Source organism: Nocardia sp. NPDC056064, assembly GCF_042266925.1.
Classification (GTDB): Bacteria; Actinomycetota; Actinomycetes; order Mycobacteriales; family Mycobacteriaceae; genus Nocardia.
This window is the reverse complement of the sequence record NZ_JBHJWO010000003.1, coordinates 1-19714: the sequence shown is the minus strand read 5'-3', so window position 1 is coordinate 19714 and position 19714 is coordinate 1. Positions and strand designations below refer to the sequence as shown.

Here is a 19714-nt window from a genome sequence, read left to right as displayed (position 1 = left end):
TGGACTGACATTGTTCGCTATACCCCCTGGGTGAGATTCCGCCCGGAGGCGGTGGTGACGTCGAGTTGGCCGGTCACTGCGGCGGTGATGAGAGAGGTGCGCCGCTCGGCAAGCAACGAGATTCTCTTGTCGACGGCATCGACCAAGCCATCAATCCTACGGTTCTGCTGACGAATCAGTTCGACGATCTTGATCTGCATATCAAGCGGCGGCAGCGGAATCCTCAGCATCTGCAGGTCCGGGACATATATTGTCTTGTGAGTAGATCCCATGGCGAGGCGCCCGAGCAAATCTGAACGCATCGCCCGAAGACACCACAGGAGGTAGTACGGATTCAGCCTCGGGCCACACGTCCACGTGACAAAATCCTGACTGGTCGCCATATCCGATGCCATCACCGCGGAGTATCCCGCCGACGCAGTGCGGCAAAGCACTACTGTGCCTTTGGGGTGCAGTTCAGCCGCCGAGTTTGCCAGCCCAACCTCGCTGATCATCTCCCGCGTCTGGGCCAGATCTTCGAGGCGGTCGTTTCTCACTTGCTTAACTTCACCGGTCGTGATCCAAGGAATAGTGCAGTTCTGCCACCACTCTGGCCGACTCCTACTCGGCGTGTGACCGCTACCCATCTTCGCTACCAGACCCAATCGGATCTCTGGCCAATCCACCGCGATAGCCTCAAGCCACGGGAGCTTTGTGGGGCGAAGCCCCTCGACCAGGCCTTGGCCAGATACAGCGGCGATCACGCCAGCTACCCGACGTTCGAGCAAGCCCTCGCGTAGGCGTTGCGACGCCCCTACCAAATTATCGATGCGGGAGGTTTCGGCATCGAGGAAGTCAGCGATGCGCCGCTGCTCTCCTATTGACGGAGCAGGAATGTTGATTCGCTTTAGATCATCCTGAGTTAGCTTGTCGCGGGTTGTACCGGTAATATAGCGACTATAGTCAACAGCATTCAGTGCATACATCAAGAACCGAGGTTCACACCCAACTGCCCTAAGCGCGTGAATATGATTATTCACCCAGGCGGGACCTTCGATATAGAAGGCGACATTCTTACTCTTGTCAAAAAACGGTGCGCCATCTTCACCGACTAGAACCAGAGGTTCGTTAAAAATCGAATCGCAGATGTAGTCCAGAACCCCACCAGCGCCCCAGTAAGGGACATCGCCCGGAATATCAGACCGCTGCTCTCGATTTAGAGGAACCCTGCGCCCATCAAGACACTCCACAACTCTACGAATTGGAATCTCAGGCCACGCCACGGGTCACCTCGCCCAACAGATTCTGGATCTCAGCCTCGAGCGCCTTCAGCTCAGCATCAATCTCATACAGCGGTCGAGGTGGAGAAGAGATGTAGAAGTGTCGCGTAAATGGAACCTCATAGCCCACTTTTGTCTTCGTCCGGTCGATCCATGCATCCGCCACATGAGGCAGGACCTCACGGACTAGGTATTCATCGACGTCTTCGGCCAACGGAACGTTCTCGAAGTCGCGCAGGTCAGAGTCTGGTTCGGGTACGCCCTTGTGCATCTGAACCTCACCCTCCGCATCGCGTGTTCCGATGGCTTCCCGGAAGACCTTGGCGAAAGGTGCACCGCTGGGCCATGCCTCACCGGCACCGACAACTGCGTCGCGCATTGCAGACACAGCGTCCGCCTTCCCCTTCCAAACAGTGCCCACCAACGGCGCCAAGAGGACACTAAACACGTCAGAGTCTCCGTACTGTTTGCGAACAGGCGCCGACGAGGCGAGCTGGTCCAAACCCTCATCAGTGAGTTCGAACCGCAGCTTCAGCGGCCGCTCCACGGTGATTCGTCGATACCCGAAGTCCTCGTTGTCGAAGACTTTCACCTTGCCGTGCAGTGGGTGTGTCGGATCCTTCGCAACCGTCAGCGCATCACCGTACAGCCGCGTGATCTCCTGAATTTGCTCATCGCTCAGCTGCTTACGCTTGTCCCCCAAAGACTTCCGCATCTTCACCCAGTGGTCCCGCGCATCCAGCAACACCACCTTGCCCTGATGATCAGGCTTCTTGCGGTTGGTGAGGATCCAGAAGTACGTAGAGATGCCGGTGTTGTAGAACAGCTGATCCGGCAGCGCGACAACAGCTTCCAGCCAGTCGTTCTCGATGATCCAGCGGCGGATATTGGACTCACCGGATTCGGCGGCACCGGTGAACAGCGGTGAACCGTTGAAGACGATGGCGATGCGCGAACCACCCTCGCCGGCGGCGTTGACCGGCTTCATCTTCGAGATCATGTGCTGCAGGAACAGCAGCGAACCGTCGTTGATGCGGGGAAGGCCGGCACCGTAGCGACCGGCGTCGCCGAGGTTGGCCGCCTCCCATTCGACGTCGTCCTTGATCTTCTTCCACTCCACGCCGAACGGCGGGTTGGCGAGCATGTAGTCGAACTTGGTCTTGGGGTGGCCGTCGTTGTCGTCGAGGGAGTTGCCGAGGACGATGTTCTCGGAGTCCTCACCCTTGATCATCAGGTCGGACCGGCAGATCGCCCATGATTCGGGGTTCAGCTCCTGCCCGTACAGGTCCACCGTCGCCTGCGGGTTCAAGGCGGTGATGTGCGCCTCCGCGGAACTGAGCATGCCGCCGGTACCGCAGGCCGGGTCGAGCACCCGACGCACCACGCCAGGCATGCTGAGCAAGTCGGCATCCGGCGCGATCAGCAGGTTCACCATCAGCTCGATCACTTCACGCGGAGTGAAGTGCTCACCGGCGGTCTCGTTGGACTGTTCGGCGAAGCGGCGGATCAGCTCCTCGAAGACGTAGCCCATCTGGTGGTTGGACACCACCTCCGGCCGCAGGTCCAGGTCCGCGAACTTGCCGACCACCTGGTACAGCAGCCCGGCCGAGTCCAGCTTGCGGATCTGCTGGGCGAACTCGTACTTCTCCAGCACCTCCCGCGCGTTCTCGGAGAAGGAGTTGATGTAGGCGAGGAGGTTCTTGCCCGCGTATGTCGGGTCGGCGGCGATCTTCTTCAACGTCAGATCGCTGGTGTTGTAGAACACCGCACCGGCGGCCATCGTGAGGAACTTGTGGACGTCGATGTCCTTGCCCGCCAAGGACTCCGCCTTCGCCACGACCGCGTCGCGGGTCGGCGCCAGCACGCATTCGAGCCGCCGCAAGACGGTGAACGGCAGGATCACCTTGCCGTAATCGGACTGCTTGTAGTCGCCGCGCAACAGGTCGGCGACCGACCACGCGTGGTTGGCCAGCTCGCTGTGCTTGCCGGTGTCCACTCACTACCTCCTCAAAATTGCCATCTGGGTTCGAGCGCGTGGGCTCGGGCCGATAGTCACCACGTCGGCGACCGGTTCGACCTCGTTACAGGCCGTACCGCCCGGCCACAGGACGCCCGTGCGCGCCGCGAAATGTCTCACCGTATCGCTGCCGCCGTGTCGACGTATGCGACGGATGCCGGTTCGGGACGGAGCTCGCGGGATCACCACAGCACCCGACCGTGGTCGTATACAACGCCAATCCTTAACTAAAACTCAAGAAACGTCAACATCCGCACTCACGCTTGACAATGTTTTCGACATCAGCCAGGCTGTGTACAACGCACCGCATCGAGGTGCCGCAGTCTTCCGCTCCGCAGCGCCTCGCGAGGTCTCTGCGCCCACCCAGACGATCAGAGAAGGCCCGTGACTTATCCGCATCCGCAGCCCCTCCAGCCCCCGCGCCCGCCCGCCCCGCCCAGCGCCAGTACGAAGCCGTTCGTGATCGCCTTGGCCGCTGTCGGTGGCTTGTGCACGATCGGGGTCCTGCTCGCCGCGATCGGCGCGGTCGCTGGGACCGGCGACAACACCACCGCGACAAGCCATTCCGCGGCATCGGCCACGCCGGCGGCCACCATCGCCCATACGTCGATCCCGGCACCCCCGGTCTATGACGTCCCCTCCACGCAGAACATCGCGCCGGAGCTGACCGTCACCGAGAAGAAGTGTTTCGGCTCGGCGGGCTGCATATTCGCCTACGAACTGGAGATCGTCACCACGACACCCGTCGTGTTCCATCCGTCGAAGCGGTATCGCGTCACCGTCGCGCTCGACGAGGGCACCGACTGGGAACGCGTCCACTCGATCACGGTCGTCGGCGAGAAGGCCGGAGTGATCACCGGCCGCGTCAGCAGTGATACGAGCACCACGCCGGTCGTCACGATCCAGTCGATCACCCCGCTCTGACCAACCAACTCCCAAGGACATCGAGTGACCGAGAACCTCTCCTTCGCCGCCTTCGACGTCGAAACCGCCAATCCCAAACACGGCAGCATCTGCGCGATCGGCGTCGCCATCGTGCACAAAGGCCGGCGAGTGGCCACCCATTCCTGGCTGTGCCGCCCGCCCGCCGTGGTCGGCGAGTTCGCGGCCCGCAATATGCGGATCCACATGATCACCCCGAACCTGGTGGCCAAGCAGCCCAGCTTCGCGCAGCTGCTGCCGCGGGTGCTGGACACAGTCGGGGATCTGCCGGTGGTGGCGCACAATGCCGTCTTCGACATGGGAAACCTCAGCCGCGCTTGTGAATTCAGCGGCATCGTGTCGCCGGGGTGGCAGTACGGGTGCACCTACGCCTGGTCGAAGCGTCAGCTGCGGCTCGGTAGCTACAAGCTGAACCAGGTCGCTGCGGCGCTCGGCATCGTCCTCGACAACCACCACGAGGCAGGTGCCGACGCGGCGGCCGCGGCCGATGTGGCGATCTCACTCGCGCGCATGGCCGGGGCGCACGACCTCGCCGACCTGGCCAGGATCAACGGGACCCGTCTGGCCCGGCTCGGTGGGGTGCGGCGATGAGCGAGCCGATCGACAAGCCGACCACCCCTCCGGCCAACCCGCCCGCGGTCCACGATCCGACTTTGCCGTTGGACCATCTCGACGGAGCGCCGGATCGGCAGGCGCCCCAGCCACGTGATGTCGCCTACCCTCCGCGGCCCATCCACCCGACGCCTCCCGGTGCACCACAGCCGGCCTCGCCGCCGTTCCCGTATCCGACAGCGCCGCCGCATGTTCCGCCCGCACCCACCCTTCAGACTCCCGCGTACCCCGCTCCGCAGGGATACGGAGTGCCTCCCGGGTACCCCATGCCGATCATCTCGGTCACCCAGAACAACGGCGTCGGGGCAGGCCCGTTCATCGTCCGGCGCGGACCGAATCATGGTCTGCACCTGGTGCTCACGCTCATCACCTGCGGGCTCTGGCTGCCGGTCTGGATCCTCGTCGCGATCTTCGACGCGATGAATCGCAAATAGCGAACCCCTCACACACCATCCCCTCCGACCGGAGCTCGACATGACCGTTCCCACCCTGCCCCGCCCGCCCCGACGTAGGAACATTCGGGCTTTGAAGGCCGCCCTCGCGACGCTCGCCTCGGGCGGGCCGGCAACCGCCGTCTTTCGTTCCGAGCTGTACGGCACCTTCGCGGTGCGTGGAACAGTAGTGCGGTCTTCGGCGACCGGCGGCATGCTCATCGGCGGCCACGCACTCGACACGTCCTCCTCGACCGTCAACCCCGTACCGGAACTGCTCGACCTCAGTGCCGGGTCTGCCGATGTACTCGACGCCCCCACCGACGTGCGCGCCGAGCTGGCGCGGTTGCGCCACGGCGACCCCGCCCTCGGGCACTTCGAGCAGAACTCCTACGGCCGATTCACGGTGACCGGCTTCGCGGTCGAGGCGCCGGTGGGCCAGATGTTCCTGCTCGGCGGCCTGATTCTGGTCCAGACCGGCAGTCAGACTCCGGGGGCCTGTCTCACAGGTCTGCGCCGCCTCGACGACACCGATGCAGGTCCCGGTCCAGCCCGGATCGACCACTGGCCCGATCCCGAAACCGACTAGAACCACCGACTCGCCGACTACAAGGAGAACAATGCTGGGATTCGCGATCGTCGACCGGCAGCCGCATGCCGAACACACCGCGGTGTGGACGACCAGCTGCAGCGCCGAGCACATCGTCCGCCACACGAACGCCGTCGTCCTCCGGCACGACGACCCGGGATACGTCGAGAAGATGCGTTCGCTCACCGCTGATCGCTCGGTGGTGCTCACCGACGGTTCGGAGCCTCCGGTGTCGTTCGCCCACGCCGTCCGGATCGAGGTCTTCGACGACCTGGTCGACGCCACCACCCGTCTCCAGGAGAGCATCGCCCAAGCCGTCGCCGAATACTCCCGGCGCAAGAAGACCACATTGGTGGTTCCGACCTACCTGCCCGTCCCGGAGCATTCGGCACCCGAGCACGACGAGGCGCGGTTCAGGGCGCTCGCCGTCGCCGACCACATCGGTCGCGTGTGGACGGCGTGGTTGTTCACCGAGGAACACCGGCAGCGACGGACCGTCGCACCACGCACCCAGGAAACACCCTGGATCATGCCGATCGAGCTGAACAGTCCGACCATCGCGACGCTGCCCGCCGAGTTCGTCGACCGCGTGAAGCCGGAACCCCTGTCGTGACGGACCGCCACCCCACCATCCGCATTCGGCCTTCCCAGGCCGCCTGACAACGACGGAGATCTCATGATGAAGACCACGATCGCCACCCTCGCAGGATCGGCGCTCATCGCCCTCGCGGGCCCAGCGGCAGCGGACGCACCCTCGCCCACCACCGCGCCCACGGCAACGCCCGCCGCCGCGATCCTCGTCAGCCTCGACGAGGCCGGTCGACCGGTGGCCATGTGCATGATGCCCGGAGACACCTTGGAACTGCGTGCGGGCATCGGCGCAGCCATCGGCGCGTTCGCAGGCCTGCCGATCTTCATCGTCGGCGCCGTCCCCGGGGCTCTCATCGGCGCCGGGTCCGGCGCACTGTCGTGGTGGATCGCCGACCAGCAGCGCCACCGCATACCCGGTCCCTGCTGACCGAACTGGACGGTTGCCGAGTTGTCGCCAGCGGAGCGACACAGTACAGATTCTCTCGAAATCGCCACCAGCTGTAACTATCTCGAAGTTTGCCAAGCGCATGCCCACCTGGGAGATCCCGGATAGAATTGGGCGGCTCACGATTGGCGTCTCGGCCCGCCGGCTCCTCGGGCCATCTCATACGACCAGGGGGATCGTCGATGCAGGAATCGTCATCTGTCACCAGTACGTCCGATTCATCCACCGGACGTCTCACCGATCTCGTCGCCGCGGCACTTGCCGTCGACACCGCAGTGCCGCCCGAGGTCGCCGAGACCGTTCTCGCGTCTATCCCGGAGAGCGTCGCCGCTGAGACAGCCGGTACCGGCGAGGCACTCGCCGGAATGTTCGTCCGGTCGATCACCGTCAACGGGTTTCGTGGAATCGGACAGCAAGCCCGGCTCCCTGTCCAGCCCTCACTCGGTCTGACACTCGTGGTCGGCCGAAATGGTTGCGGCAAGTCCAGTTTCGCCGAAGCTGCGGAGTTCGCCATCACCGGCGACAACAAGCGCTGGGCGAACAAGTCCAAGATCTGGAAGGACGGCTGGCGCAACCTGCACGACGGCACGACACCACGCATCGCGGTCGAACTACAGACAGAGTGCCCGGACAACCCGCTGACCATCACCGGGAGCTGGGAGCCGGGCACCGAACTGGAAGCCGGTCGATGGACAACCGAGCGCAAGGCGGGTGGCGCAGGTCCGCTGGATCGCGCGCGACTCGCGCGGCCGCTCGAGCTGTATCGCCCGTTCCTCTCCTACAGCGAACTGGGGTCCCTCATCGACGGGACACCTAGCGGCATGTACGACGCGCTGCACAGTCTGCTCGGCCTGGACGATCTGACGACCGCGTTGGCGAGGTTGCAGCGCCGACGGCTCGACTTGGACAAGGCGATCAAGGAGACCAGGCGCGGCAAGGACACGCTGCTCGCGGAACTCTCGATCGTCGAGGACGAGCGCGCGCGAACGGTCGAGCAGCAGCTGCGGGCGCGCCGCGTCGATCTCGACGCGCTCTCGCGCATCGCGCTCGGCGTCGGGGAATCATCCGGAGCGACCACCTCGTTGGCGGCGGTGGCCTCGGTCGAACTGCCATCGGAGGAAGCCGTCGCGACAGCTCTCACCGACCTCGCCGCCGCGACGACTCGTCTGCTGGGCGCCGCGACTTCCGACGCCGAGACCAGCTCCCGGATGCTCGACCTCCTCGTGCTGGCCGCCGAACTCGCGGAGGGCACCGACTGCCCGTGCCCGGTGTGCGGCGAAGGCGCACTCGACGAGCAGTGGCGGGGTGCCACACGGCAGACGATCGCCGAGATCCGCGCCCGCACCGTCGAACTCGCCGAGGCGCAGAAACAGCACGCGTCGGCAGTTGCCCAGGTTCGCGACCTGATCCGTCCGCTCCCTGCGGCCCTGTCGAACTGCCCGATCGACTCAGCGTCCGCCGTCCTGGCGTGGCGGGAATGGGCCGGCCTCGCGGTCGGCGATTCCGCTGCATTCCCTGCTCGAATGCCCGTTCGGCATCAGCGGGTGCGGGCGGAATTGGCGGCACTGCAGGCACGTGCCCGCGCCGAACTGGCCGGACTCGACGACGTGTGGGCGCCGCTCGCCCGGCAGATCGCTGCCTGGGTAGACAGTGCGACGACCTGTGTCAGCGCGCCCGAGGAGCTCAAAACGGTCAAAGCGGCGGAGGCTTGGCTCAAGAACGCGGCCGCGACCCTGCGTAATGAGCGCATGCGACCGCTGACCGAACTGTCACAGCGGGTCTGGACAACGCTGCGCCAGCAGAGCAATGTCGAGCTCGGCGATGTGGTGCTGGAAGGGACGGCGCAGACTCGCAAGGTCAGTCTCGACGTCACCGTCGACGGTGTCGCCGGGGCGGCGCTGGGAGTCATGAGCCAGGGCGAGCTGCACGCACTCGGGCTGTCGTTGTTCCTGCCGCGAGCCACCGCCGAGCAGAGTCCGTTCCGGTTCCTGATGATCGATGACCCCGTGCAATCGATGGACCCGGCCAAGGTCGACGGGCTGGCTCGCGTACTGGCCGAAGTAGCGAGCAGCAGGCAGGTCATCGTCTTCACCCATGACCTGCGCCTTCCGGAAGCCGTGCGGCGTTTGCAGATTCCCGCGACCGTCCTCGACGTGCAACGGCGGGAACGATCCGTCGTCGAAGTCCGGGTATCGATCGACCCCGTCCGCCGCTACATCGACGACGCCCGCGCCCTCAGCCTCACCCGCAATCTCCCCCGCGAGGAAGCCGACGAGATGATCGCCCTGTGCTGCCGGCTCGCAATCGAGTCCGCGGCGACCACCAAGGTCAGGCGTGTCCTCGGCGCAGGCCGTATCACCCCAGATGGTGCGTGTGACAGTGCGAGCGCAACTACTGGTCCTGCCCAAATACCTCGGTGAGGAAGCCGCGGCCGAAGCACGCTTGCTGTGGTCGGCGCTGTCGACGACGGCCCACCACAACGATTTCGAGCTGGCGCCGGCGGTTCAGGAATTACGCCGCTGGCAGGACGCCGCGCACCGTGTCGCCCGCGCCGTCGATACGGCCATCGCTGCCCGGACGATTCCATAGACAACTGCGACCAGGCGATGTCCGCCTGCTACCGGATCCGCAGCGGTCGTGCCGCGTCAGACCGGCGGACGGTGCGGTGCGGGATCTCGGCCGGATAGCATCCGTTGACCACCGCGAATCCGACCGTAGGACTGAAGACAGATGGAACTCTCCGATGCGATCGCTTCCTTCGACCGCAGCCGAGTCGCCTACCGCGTCACCAATGCCGAGCAACAACGGAAGCGAGTCCTCGCCGAGTTCCCGCTCGAGGACTGGCCGACGCTCGAGGTCGAGCGTTACGCGTTGGGATGTGGGCCGGGTACCTACTGCCGGTTGATGGAGTTCGACACGGTCGATCTCGGTGGCATCGGTGGTGGCAGTGCGCGCAAGCACATCATCTTCCGGCGTAGTTCCGGGGAGTGGAATCTGGCTCCGCGGCTCGGATCGGATCTGGAGGCGGGGTGGAAGCGTCTGCGTGGGCAGTTCGTGGCCGCGTTCGACGCGGCCGCCCGGGAGGCCTTCGACGAGCTCGACGACCTCGACGCATTGCGATTCGGTCCCTCCTTGGTGACCAAGTCGCTGGCGACCTACTTCCCGCGGCACTTCCTGCCGATCTTCTCGGGTTCGCACCTGCGCAGCTTCATCGCTCGTCTCGGTGGCGTCCCGGAACGCGGCGCCACCTCCTGGCGAGCGAACCGCCAGCTGCTCGGGCTGGTGCAGCGAGATCCGGAACTGGCCACCTGGGCACCGCACGAAGTGATGCAATTCCTCTACGACAATTTCGATCCCCGCGAACCCAGCCGCCCGATCTGGAAGATCGCGCCCGGCGAACAGGCGAAATACTGGGAGGACTGCCGGGACGGCAACTACATCTGTGTCGGCTGGGACGAACTCGGTGACCTCTCCCAATACACCAGCGACACCGACCTCAAAGAGGCGTTCACCGCGCTGTGGCCGAGAGGTGCGATCAGCAGCGCGAAGAACCTGCTCGCCTACCGCGATCTGGAAGCGGGCGATCGGATCATCGCCAACCAGGGCATGTCCACGGTGCTCGCTGTCGGCACAGTGACCGGCGGCTACCGCTTCGACGACACGCGGGCGGACTGCAAGCACGTGGTCCCCGTCGCATGGGACACCAGCGTTGCCCGACGGCTGGAAACCCCGCAGGGATGGCGTCGCACCATCGTCAAGGTCTCGGACAGTCTGTTCGCCGAGCTGACCAGCTCGCCCCACGAGCGGCGCACGGATCGCATCGAAGCCGAACTGCCTGAATCCATTTCCGTGGTCACCGCGGCTCTGGATCGAAAAGGCCAGGTCATCCTGCACGGTCCGCCCGGCACCGGCAAGACCCGGCTCGCGCTCAATGTGGCTCTCGCCCTCCACGGTAGAGCCGCCGACATCGACGGACCGGATCGCAACGCCGCGGTCACCGAGCTGCTCGACACCGGCCGCGTCCGCCTGGTCACCTTCCACCCCTCCTACGGCTACGAGGATTTCGTCGAAGGCTTCAAGCCCGCACATCATCCCGGCACGGCTGGCCTGCACCTGGAACTGACCGACGGACTGTTCCACAAGCTCTGCGCCGAGGCTTCCGCGGCCGACGAGAGCGACAGATTCCTCCTGATCATCGATGAGATCAACCGCGGCGATCTACCCCGCGTCTTCGGCGAACTGATCACCGTTCTGGAATCCGACAAGCGCGGCCTCGGCGTCGAACTGCCGATCAGCCAGCGCGTCCTGACGGTGCCGCCCAACGTCCAGATCATCGGCACGATGAATTCCGCCGACCGCAGTGTCGGCCACCTCGACGCGGCGATTCGCCGTCGCTTCGCATTCGTTCAGGTCGGACCCGACCCGGAGATCGTTTCCGGCACCATCGGCCCGCTCGACCTCTCGGAACTGCTGTCCACGCTCAACGACCGCATCGCCACTCATCTCGACGCCGACCATCAGGTCGGCCACGCCTACCTGCTCCACAACGGTCTCCCGGTCTCGACGGAGGAGGAACTCGCCGCCGCCTACTATCACGACATCGTGCCACTGCTCGAGGACTACTGCATGGGCCGTGCCGAACTGCTGCACCGCGTCCTCGGGACTCTCGTCGACCCCGAGACCGGCCGTCCCAAGATCATCACGGTCGCCGACCTGCCGACAGCACTGGCGGCCGAGTTCATAACGAGCGGCGTCGCCTTCGATGAGTGAACGGCGCGAGATCCGACTGCGCGAGTATGGATCCGCTCAGATTCCCGAAAGTCTGCTCACCCCGAACGACCTCGCCCGGCTGCGGGCGCTCCAGACGCGGGGCCGCATCATCGTGGACGAGTCGCGCACGGGTTGGCGCCTGAAGGCAGACGCCACCGTCGGCGTCCTCAACCTGGACCGCCTCCGGCTCGTGATCGAGCCGAAGCTCGCCTTCAGCGGCGAGTCCCTCATCCGCTGGCTCTGCTACGCCCTGGCGGTGCCGGTCCCACACGAATCGACGGCGCGCGACTGGTCCGTCTCGCCAAACGGTTTCGCCGATCTCGTCGCCGCCGCCCTGGCGCACGAATGCCAGATCCTGCTCCGCGACGGACTACGCCGGGACTATGTCCGCAACCATCAGCTCGCCCCGGTGCTGCGCGGCCGGTTCGACGCTGTCACCCAAGCCACCCGGCGCTACGGGCTCCTCGATCAGCTCCACCACGACACCTTCGACCGCAGCCCGTCCATCTGGGAGAACGAGGTCTGCGGCCATGCCCTCCACGTCGCTCGGGCGATGGTCTCCGATCCCGCACTCGCACAACGGCTGTCGAATCTGGCAACCAGCTTTCCCGCGGCCGGCCGAGTGTCCGGGGCCATCGGCGCCCTGTCGCGGGCCACCTACAACCGGCTCAACCGCCGCTACCGCCCCGCCCACATCTGGGCGGGTCTGATCCTGCGCGCCGGTGGTGTCACCGACCTGCTCACCGATACCGGCGCCGCCGCGGAAAGCCTTCTCCTGCACCTCCCCGGAGTATGGGAGAAGGCGGTTGCCCGGCTCATCGCCGATTCGGCACCACCTGGCACGAGTACCGCCACTGCCACCACCGCCGCCAAGATCATGGTGTCCGGTGACCTGTCCCCTCGCACATTCCGCCCGGACATCGTGGTCACCTTCGCGCCCTCAGCCACACCACGGCGCTTTCCGATCGACGCGAAATACAAACGCTACGAGGACAACTCCGTCTCCGCAGCCGACACCCATCAGCTGCTCACCTATATCAGCGGGTACTCCCCCGCCGACTCCCGCACGGCCGCGATCGTGCATCCGCGTACGCACCGGCACTCGCGTCGAGTACTGCGGGTCCGCGGAAGCGATCGTCAACTGGGCACTATCCACGCCATCGGCATCGATGTCGACCAGGACCCCGCCGCATCAGCTGCCTGGCTGGGTACCGAACTGTGGGCGAATGTCGATGCCGACGTCTGAGATGGCAGGGTGGCTGACGGCACTCCGATCACGGTGATCGCACTCGGGCATGGCTGAACGGAGACTCATCGGGCGGGCTGCGGCTCAGCCTGCCTTCGATCGGCGATCCCCGGACGCCTTCGTCGGCTACCTCGGTACTTGTCGGATGGTCCTCGTACATTCACCCCATGATCCGCGAAGAGTCCGGCAACCTCCTCGATGCCGACACCGAAGTTCTTGTCAACGCAGTCAACACCGTCGGAGTCATGGGCAAGGGGATCGCGCTGCAGTTCAAGCAGGCCTACCCGGACATGTTCCGGGAGTATGCACGTACAGCACGGATGGGTGGTCTCCACGTCGGCCGGATGTTCGTGTGGGAAACCGGTGCTGCCCGCGGGCCGCGATTGATCGTCAACTTCCCGACGAAGCGACACTGGCGCTCGGCCAGCCGACTCGATGACGTGTCCGCCGGCCTACCCACCCTGGTCGAGACGATCGAGAGGTACCGAATTCAGTCGATCGCGATCCCCGCCCTCGGGTGCGGGCACGGCGGGCTCACCTGGGAACAGGTGAGCCCATTGATCAGGACTGCATTGGAACCGCTGGCCGCCACGGTCGAGATCAGGCTCTACCCGCCCGTGCCGTCCAAGTGATTGCAGCCTCGCAGAACATCGTAGCCGCGAGCGTCGACGTGCGTCGACCTCGCCGACATCGACAGCGACCACGTGGCGTCGCAGCAGAGATTTCATAACGCAACCAGGACGTGACTGCTCGATTTCGCACTGGCACAGTAACTATCGTTGTTCGCACCATCTCGCGAAATCACGGCACCGACGCTATTGCGAGCGCCAGATCCACTAGCCAGGAGTCCGCAACCTTGACCATTCACCGACCGGGACGCCCTACCGACCTACCGAAGGCCGAAATACTCTGGGCCCGATGGGCGCTGATCGCCGCAGTTCGCGCAGAAGGCGCGGCGGAGGACAACTACAGTGGCCACTGGATCGACGCCGATGGTCTCCACTGGGACGACTCCGGCTGCACCTGGTGGATCTTTTCCCGGATGGGTGCGGGCAGGTTCGTGCTGTACGGGGAGGACGAAACGAGCCAGGTCAAGTGGCATCAGCCACCGATCGACATGCTGGCGGGCGCACCGGACTGGCTGCCGCACGAAGAACTGCGCGATCGGATCGAAGGATACGAGGTCGGCAGTGTCTACTGGTACGAGAACGGCGTATGGGCGCGTGTGCCCTACCCGGACGACCTCCGCGACGACGGCCTGGACTGCGGCATGGCAGCACTGGCCGACCGGAACAAGGTGATCCGAGCGCTCATCCCCCACCTGACCGAGCCCACCGACGGACCGAGCGTCGACAACCTGCTCGCCGATGCTGAAGACTACCGCTTGGACGCCCAGCTGTTGCTCGACCGGCTGCGCAGCGAAACTCGATTCGATCCTCCACCGGACCGTGCCGCCGCGGCCAGGACCCTCGCTGCCGCCGGGATCATCGCGGAACACTCGACGGCATCGAAACCACAGGCATAGCTGCGGGACTGGCTGCATGACCCGCAGCCGGCGACGTGGTCAGGACACGTCGCGGCTCAGTTGGAAGGTGGTGCAGCCACCGCCGATCACTTGGCCGCTCAGCGTGGTTGTGCTGTCGGTCCTGTCGGCGACGAGGTCGACCATCACGTAGGAACCCGGTCGGTCGATCCAGGCCGATTGGCGAAAGACGAGGCGGCCCGATTCGACTTGCCAGCGCATGTGGAAACGGCCCGACAGCACCGTGGGATTTTCCGGTAGCGCATAGAAGTCGAACTCGGCATGCGTCTCGGATTGCACGGTCAACGTCAACCCGGTGGTCCCCTGGGAGCATTCGTAGGTGCCGATCCAGGTTCCCTGTGGCGATTTCCAGTTGTTCGCGACGGTCGTGTTCGCCTCAGCAGCCACGGCCGACCCGTCGATCGTGTGACCGCAAGCCGACACCGCCATTACTACACCCAGACTCGTCGCGTAGACCACCTCGCGAATTCTCATTCTTCCCCGCATTCCCCGAAAAGCCTCCCCGATCATCGGATCCCCCATCTAACCCCTCGGCTTACTCGCGCCCCACCCCCGGGTGTGGACGAGATTCGAGATGCCGGCGCCCGGCGTCTCTCGAGCTTCTCGAATCCAAAGCGATCCGGTCGAGATCACGGCTGCCACAGCTCCGCACACAGGGAAATCAGCGAAAGTCCCTGGACTTGCCCATAGCAACCGCACATCGCCGGTACGGTGAGCAGATGACGCTACGCCGTAGTGTTTCGCCGCTACTCGCCACACTCGCGCTCGGTGCGATGCTCTGCGTCGGCATCGCCGAGGCCACACCCCGTCCGGATCCATGGGTGCAAGGGCAGATCGATGCGCTGACCGAGGACGTGCCGGGGTTCCTGCGCTCCATCGAAGTTTCCGGCGTGGACCGCGGTGGCATCTCCGATACCGACCTCGCCATACAAGGCCGCAGGATCTGCTATCAGATCTACAGCGGGAGTGGCGATCTCGGCAGCGCGCTGCTGCCCAACACACGGTCAGACGACTTCCATTCCATGGAGGTCGTCGCGGGGGCGAGCATAAAATACCTGTGCCCGCCGGCAGCCGAGTTCGCTGCCGACAACCTTCCCGACGCGGCCCCCTGAGCGGTTCCAGCGACCCCTCGACCCGGATAACCGGAACAGAGGCCCAGGAGCAGAGCGGTCGACACCGTGGGGGACGCTGGCTCGGATCGAGGCGGGGCGGTTCGTGCTGTATGGGGAGGATGAGTCGAGCGAGGTCAAGTGGCATCGGCCCGCGATCGACGTGCTGGCGGGGGCGCCGGAGTGGCTCCCGTATGAGGAGCTGCACGACCGCATCAGTGGGGCAGAGCTGGGCTGTGCTTACTGGTACGAGGCTCGACCCTCCACCGGACTGTGCCGAATCGCCGGGCGGCAATCGGGCATATGAACAGCCTCGTGGCGGTGGTGCCATCGGCGAAGTACGCGGTGACCGGCGGGGTGTTCGTCGACGTGGGTCAGGCGAGCGGTGTAGATGCGGTTGCCCATTCGGGTAGCGGTTCGCAGCTCGCGATCCATTCGGGCGGCACGCCCTCGAGAACAGGGCCCGCACCGATGATTCCGCCGATGATCGCGCAGGTGGTGTCACGATCACCGCCTGCCACGGCGGCCTTCCAGCACGCATCGGCGAAATCGTGGCCGTGGTGAGCCGCGAGCCAGAGGCAGAACGGGACGGTATCGAGCGCGGAAGTCTCGTGCCCGACCCCCAGTTCCGCTGCCGCGGTGCCGGAATCGCGGATGCCCTGGGCAGCCCTGATCTTGTCTCGGACCTGGCCGGCCGGGGTACGGGCGGCCACCGCACCGAGAAACTGATTGCGGCGTAGCCGAGGTTGCGCCGAGAACAAGGCAGCTGCGACAGCCACCGCGACCGCACCCGCTACGGCATCGGGATGGGCGTGGGTGACCACCGCCGAAGCTGTCGCCTCGTCGACGACGCGGTCCAGGTCGTCAGCGAACCACGCACCCAGCGGTGCTATCCGCATAGCGGCACCATTGCCCCACGAACCCCGCCCCTCCCGTGCCTGTCGAGCGAGTTCGGCCCAGGGATAGCCCTTTTGCCGCATGAGCCGCAGGATCCGGCTCGTCCCGGGCCCGTATCGGCGATAGATGTCGTAGTGCTCGGCGAAGGAATGAGCCAGCGTGTCCTGATCGATTCGACCGTGGGCGCTGAGCACAGCGAAGATCGAGCACGCCATCTGTGTATCGTCGGTCCACAACCACGGCCCGGGCAACAGGGTTCGAGACCGCAACGCGCCATGGTTGATGGCGTCGTCGAAGCACGCCCCGAACGCGTCCCCTACCGCCAGTCCACGCAGAGAGGATAGTGCCCGGGCCCGCGCATCAGGGTTCATCCGGCCAGTCTGACAGTCCGTGCGACCACCGGCCCAAATCCGACGTTGCCCGAACACGCACATACGGGCCGATGCGACATGGGCATGTCATTTGTGGGCAGTGATTGCGACGTCGAGCTTCTGGACGGCTTTGTCGTACTGATCTCGGTCGAACAGGAACGGGCCGAATCCGGTGTAGTCACGAGCGGTGCGGTAGGGCTGTTCGAAGCAGTCCCACACTACGAGGTCGCCGGTCATGCCTATACGCGTCATCAGAGGCCAGCAACCCACTTCCCCGCAGGTGCAGGCGAGTACGGGGGTCTTCAGCTCACTGCGGGAAGAGGACATATGGAAATGGTCGATCGCTGACCCGAACCGGAAGAATACGGGGACGAGGCCACCGTACGCGTCACCCGCCGGTTCCATGCCTGCGCAGATTTCGAAGGTATCGATGAGATCGGTGAGAGGGATGGAATCAATGTGGGGCACGATCTGATGGACATCGGTACGTCCGGGCGGTCCTGGCCGATAGTCGAACCCGATCACGCTGACAGTTGTCGAACGCTTGCGAAGTCTGGCAACCGGCCGAACACCCGCACGACGGCGCACGCCCGGGGACTGGGCCCTTCCGGGGATCATCGCCCGAGGCGCACGACGCCCTTCTCAGTGGAAAGATTCATGGCGTCAACATATCCAGCACTCATCCATCCTGCAAGGTAGACGACCCTTCGCCTGTGCTCCCGGGCCATCGGTATTCCAGGATGCTCGAGCCGGCTCAGGGTTTGAACAGGTGAAGACTCACGGCAAGCAGTGCCTGCTCGGCGTCGAACTGTTCGAAGATGGTGATCGGGCGGAATCCCAGGCGGGTCGCCAGGCCGAGCGAGCGTTTGTTGGCTGTCTGGGTGACGATCAGGACAGGTTGGTCGGGGAGTTCGGCTGCGGCGGTGCGTAATACGGCAGTGGCGGCCTCGGATGCCAGGCCGGCGCCCCAGGCCTCGCGGCGCATCAGGTAGCCCAGTTCCAGTTCCTCGCCGCCGGCGACGCGACCGGGCTGGTCCGGGGCGCGACGCCTGAGCTCGAATGTTCCGAGGAGGTCGTCGGTTGCCTTGTCGGCGATGATGAAAGTGCCAGGCGCGTCGGTGGCGTTCGCCACGCCGCCGATCTCGTCGAGGTATCGCTCGACGTCTTCCCTGCGACGCGGACCGCCGATATAGGCCGCGACCTCCGAGTCGGTCCGTAGCTCGATGAGCCGCTCCCGGTCGGCAGCGCGTGCCTTCCGCAGCAGGACCCGCTCCGCGGCGATCTCCACAGCGGACAACGTCGGCGACTGGGCCATTCGGCGCTCCCCTCGCTCCCCGAAGCCATCGACACCAGGGTATCCGTCGTCGCCCGCAGCGACATCGGCGCTCGGGTTCGGCGGTGCGTGCTCGTGGTCCGACCTGGCCGCCGATGTGAAAGCCTCTCACCATGAGCATGCACTACCCGGGGTTGCCCGAGGATCTGCCGAGGGGCGAAACGTTGTGGGCGCGATGGGCATTGGTCGCGGCCGCGCACATGACCCCGTGGGACGAGGAGAACCCGTGTCGATACGGCAGCGGCTTCTGCGTTACCGGGCGACGAGCTCTACTACGACGACGGTGGTTGCACCTGGTGGACGATGCGCCGGATGGGGCAGGGCCGGTTCGTGCTCTTCGGTGACGACGATTCCGGTGAGTTGCGCTGGCATCACACGACGATCGACATGCTCGCGGGAGCGCCGGCGTGGTTGCCTTACGACACGCTTCGGGAAAGGATCGAGGGCCACGAAGTCGGCTGCGTCTACTGGTATGAGCGCGGGGTGTGGGCTCGTGCTCCCTATCCCGACGAGCTCGTCGACGAGGCACACGGAGACACCGCGAAGCGGCTTCTCGCCGATGCCGAAGCTGGTCGCCTCGAGCCGCGGCAACTGCTCGAACGGCTGCGCACGTATGACGACTACCCGGGTTCGCGCGACCTGCCCGCGATCTGCAGAGCACTTGTCGCCGCGGGCATTGCGGCGTGACGATCGCGAACCCTTAGCCGATAGCATTGCTCAACAGCAGAATTCACCATGGGGGATGTGCGATGACCATTCATCGGCCGGGACGGCCGGAAGACCTGCCGGATGCCAGGACGTTGTGGGGGCGGTGGGCGTTCATTGCCGCGCTTCAAGCCAACAGCAGGGATGAGGCGCAGGGGTATGGGCGGACGGGGTATTGGATCGACGGGGAAGGTTTGCATTGGGACGATTCCGCCTGCACTGTGTGGACACTGACGTCCATGGGCGAGGGGCGGTTTCTGTTGTATGGGGAGGAGGAAGTGAGTGAGCTGAGGTTCTGTGACCCGCCGGTCGATGTGCTGGCGGGCGGGCCGGAATGGCTTCCGTTCGACAAGCTCCGGGAGCTGTATGAAGACTTCCGGGCGGGCACCGTCTACTGGTACGAAGAGGGGGCTTGGGGGCGGGCGGTCTATCCGGATGACCTGGGCGATGATGGGTTGAGCAGCGGGCTCCACGGCGTGATCGACAGAGATGAACTGCTTCTGGAGCTGGTTCCGCATCTGGAGATGGCGCCGGGTGGGCCGGACGTGGACAATCTGCTGGCCGACGCCGAGGCTTACCGATTGGATAGCCAGTTGCTGTTCGGGCGACTGCGTCCCGGGCCGCCATACAATGTCGAGCCCGATATCGCTGCTGTGACAAGGACTCTCGCTGCCAGCGGCATCACCGTGCAGTAGTTGCGCTCCGCGGGATCCGCCGGTGTGAGAAGCCGGCGGACTCCGGGTGTTCTCCCACTGCTCAGAACGCAAAAAGGCCCTCCAACCGAAGTTGGAGGGCCTTTCGCAATGATGTTCCGGCGGTGTCCTACTCTCCCACACCCTGTCGAGTGCAGTACC

21 protein-coding genes are annotated in these 19714 nt (G+C 65.1%); 15 read left to right on the top strand and 6 right to left on the bottom strand.

The genetic code is table 11. The features are described 5' to 3' along the window. Nucleotides 1-17: 17 nt before the first annotated feature. Together ACFC06_RS26740 and ACFC06_RS26735 are read right to left on the bottom strand one after the other, a co-directional pair. Nucleotides 18-1262, bottom strand: coding sequence for a restriction endonuclease subunit S (locus ACFC06_RS26740; RefSeq protein WP_375937405.1), 1245 nt, complete (start codon nt 1260-1262; stop codon nt 18-20). Further along, the gene (locus tag ACFC06_RS26735; RefSeq protein ID WP_375937402.1) at nt 1249-3255 is read right to left on the bottom strand and encodes an N-6 DNA methylase; all 2007 of its coding nucleotides are present in this window, start codon (nt 3253-3255) and stop codon (nt 1249-1251) included. Before ACFC06_RS26735 ends, ACFC06_RS26740 begins: the two co-directional genes overlap by 14 nt. Nucleotides 3256-3735: 480 nt before the next feature. Here ACFC06_RS26735 and ACFC06_RS26730 point away from each other — a divergent pair, with 480 nt between their 5' ends. From ACFC06_RS26730 to ACFC06_RS26675, 12 genes are all read left to right on the top strand, one after another. Continuing rightward, complete coding sequence (locus ACFC06_RS26730; protein ID WP_375937399.1) at nt 3736-4200, top strand: hypothetical protein; 465 nt, start codon at nt 3736-3738, stop codon at nt 4198-4200. 24 nt (nt 4201-4224) lie between these two features. Then, nucleotides 4225-4809, top strand: a complete 585-nt coding sequence (locus ACFC06_RS26725) for an exonuclease domain-containing protein (RefSeq protein ID WP_375937396.1) — start codon at nt 4225-4227, stop codon at nt 4807-4809. A 269-nt stretch (nt 4810-5078) separates the two neighbouring features. Continuing rightward, on the top strand, nt 5079-5264 hold the full coding sequence (locus ACFC06_RS26720; protein ID WP_375937393.1) for a hypothetical protein: 186 nt from the start codon (nt 5079-5081) through the stop codon (nt 5262-5264). A 187-nt stretch (nt 5265-5451) separates the two neighbouring features. Further along, a complete protein-coding gene (locus ACFC06_RS26715) occupies nt 5452-5850 on the top strand; it encodes a hypothetical protein (protein ID WP_375937390.1) in 399 nt (132 codons plus the stop codon). Between the two features lie 31 nt (nt 5851-5881). Further along, nucleotides 5882-6463, top strand: coding sequence for a hypothetical protein (locus ACFC06_RS26710; RefSeq protein WP_375937387.1), 582 nt, complete (start codon nt 5882-5884; stop codon nt 6461-6463). A gap of 63 nt (nt 6464-6526) precedes the next feature. Further along, nucleotides 6527-6868: a hypothetical protein gene (locus ACFC06_RS26705; protein ID WP_375937384.1), complete on the top strand. Its 342-nt coding sequence runs from the start codon at nt 6527-6529 to the stop codon at nt 6866-6868. 200 nt (nt 6869-7068) lie between these two features. Beyond that, entirely contained in the window at nt 7069-9306 is a 2238-nt protein-coding gene (locus ACFC06_RS26700; protein ID WP_375937381.1) for an AAA family ATPase, read from the top strand. Then, a complete protein-coding gene (locus tag ACFC06_RS26695; RefSeq protein ID WP_375937378.1) occupies nt 9266-9475 on the top strand; it encodes a hypothetical protein in 210 nt (69 codons plus the stop codon). The genes ACFC06_RS26700 and ACFC06_RS26695 overlap by 41 nt, the downstream gene beginning before the upstream one ends. A gap of 141 nt (nt 9476-9616) precedes the next feature. Beyond that, nucleotides 9617-11656 (top strand): McrB family protein, encoded by a 2040-nt coding sequence (locus tag ACFC06_RS26690; protein WP_375937375.1) that lies wholly within the window; start codon nt 9617-9619, stop codon nt 11654-11656. After that, on the top strand, nt 11649-12902 hold the full coding sequence (locus ACFC06_RS26685; protein WP_375937372.1) for an McrC family protein: 1254 nt from the start codon (nt 11649-11651) through the stop codon (nt 12900-12902). The genes ACFC06_RS26690 and ACFC06_RS26685 overlap by 8 nt, the downstream gene beginning before the upstream one ends. 167 nt (nt 12903-13069) lie before the next feature. Further along, nucleotides 13070-13534: a macro domain-containing protein gene (locus ACFC06_RS26680; protein WP_375937369.1), complete on the top strand. Its 465-nt coding sequence runs from the start codon at nt 13070-13072 to the stop codon at nt 13532-13534. A 224-nt stretch (nt 13535-13758) separates the two neighbouring features. Next, entirely contained in the window at nt 13759-14427 is a 669-nt protein-coding gene (locus ACFC06_RS26675) for a hypothetical protein (RefSeq protein ID WP_375937366.1), read from the top strand. Between the two features lie 39 nt (nt 14428-14466). Here the strand turns inward: ACFC06_RS26675 and ACFC06_RS26670 are convergent, their stop codons facing one another. Further along, on the bottom strand, nt 14467-14904 hold the full coding sequence (locus ACFC06_RS26670) for a hypothetical protein (protein WP_375937363.1): 438 nt from the start codon (nt 14902-14904) through the stop codon (nt 14467-14469). A 260-nt stretch (nt 14905-15164) separates the two neighbouring features. On the opposite strand from ACFC06_RS26670, the gene ACFC06_RS26665 reads away from it, so the two are divergent. Beyond that, on the top strand, nt 15165-15557 hold the full coding sequence (locus ACFC06_RS26665; protein ID WP_375937360.1) for a DUF732 domain-containing protein: 393 nt from the start codon (nt 15165-15167) through the stop codon (nt 15555-15557). 371 nt (nt 15558-15928) lie between these two features. On the opposite strand, the gene ACFC06_RS26660 is transcribed toward ACFC06_RS26665, so the two are convergent. The 3 genes from ACFC06_RS26660 to ACFC06_RS26650 all read right to left on the bottom strand — a co-directional run bounded on the left by ACFC06_RS26660 (nt 15929) and on the right by ACFC06_RS26650 (nt 18137). Beyond that, a complete protein-coding gene (locus ACFC06_RS26660) occupies nt 15929-16822 on the bottom strand; it encodes an ADP-ribosylglycohydrolase family protein (RefSeq protein WP_375937357.1) in 894 nt (297 codons plus the stop codon). 87 nt (nt 16823-16909) lie between these two features. Then, entirely contained in the window at nt 16910-17347 is a 438-nt protein-coding gene (locus ACFC06_RS26655; protein ID WP_375937354.1) for a hypothetical protein, read from the bottom strand. A gap of 229 nt (nt 17348-17576) precedes the next feature. After that, entirely contained in the window at nt 17577-18137 is a 561-nt protein-coding gene (locus ACFC06_RS26650; RefSeq protein ID WP_375937351.1) for a GNAT family N-acetyltransferase, read from the bottom strand. Between the two features lie 330 nt (nt 18138-18467). Between ACFC06_RS26650 and ACFC06_RS26645 the strand changes: the two genes are divergently transcribed. Both ACFC06_RS26645 and ACFC06_RS26640 read left to right on the top strand, forming a co-directional pair. Then, nucleotides 18468-18842, top strand: a complete 375-nt coding sequence (locus tag ACFC06_RS26645) for a hypothetical protein (RefSeq protein ID WP_375937348.1) — start codon at nt 18468-18470, stop codon at nt 18840-18842. 62 nt (nt 18843-18904) lie between these two features. Next, nucleotides 18905-19555: a hypothetical protein gene (locus tag ACFC06_RS26640; protein ID WP_375937345.1), complete on the top strand. Its 651-nt coding sequence runs from the start codon at nt 18905-18907 to the stop codon at nt 19553-19555. Nucleotides 19556-19714 lie beyond the last annotated feature (159 nt).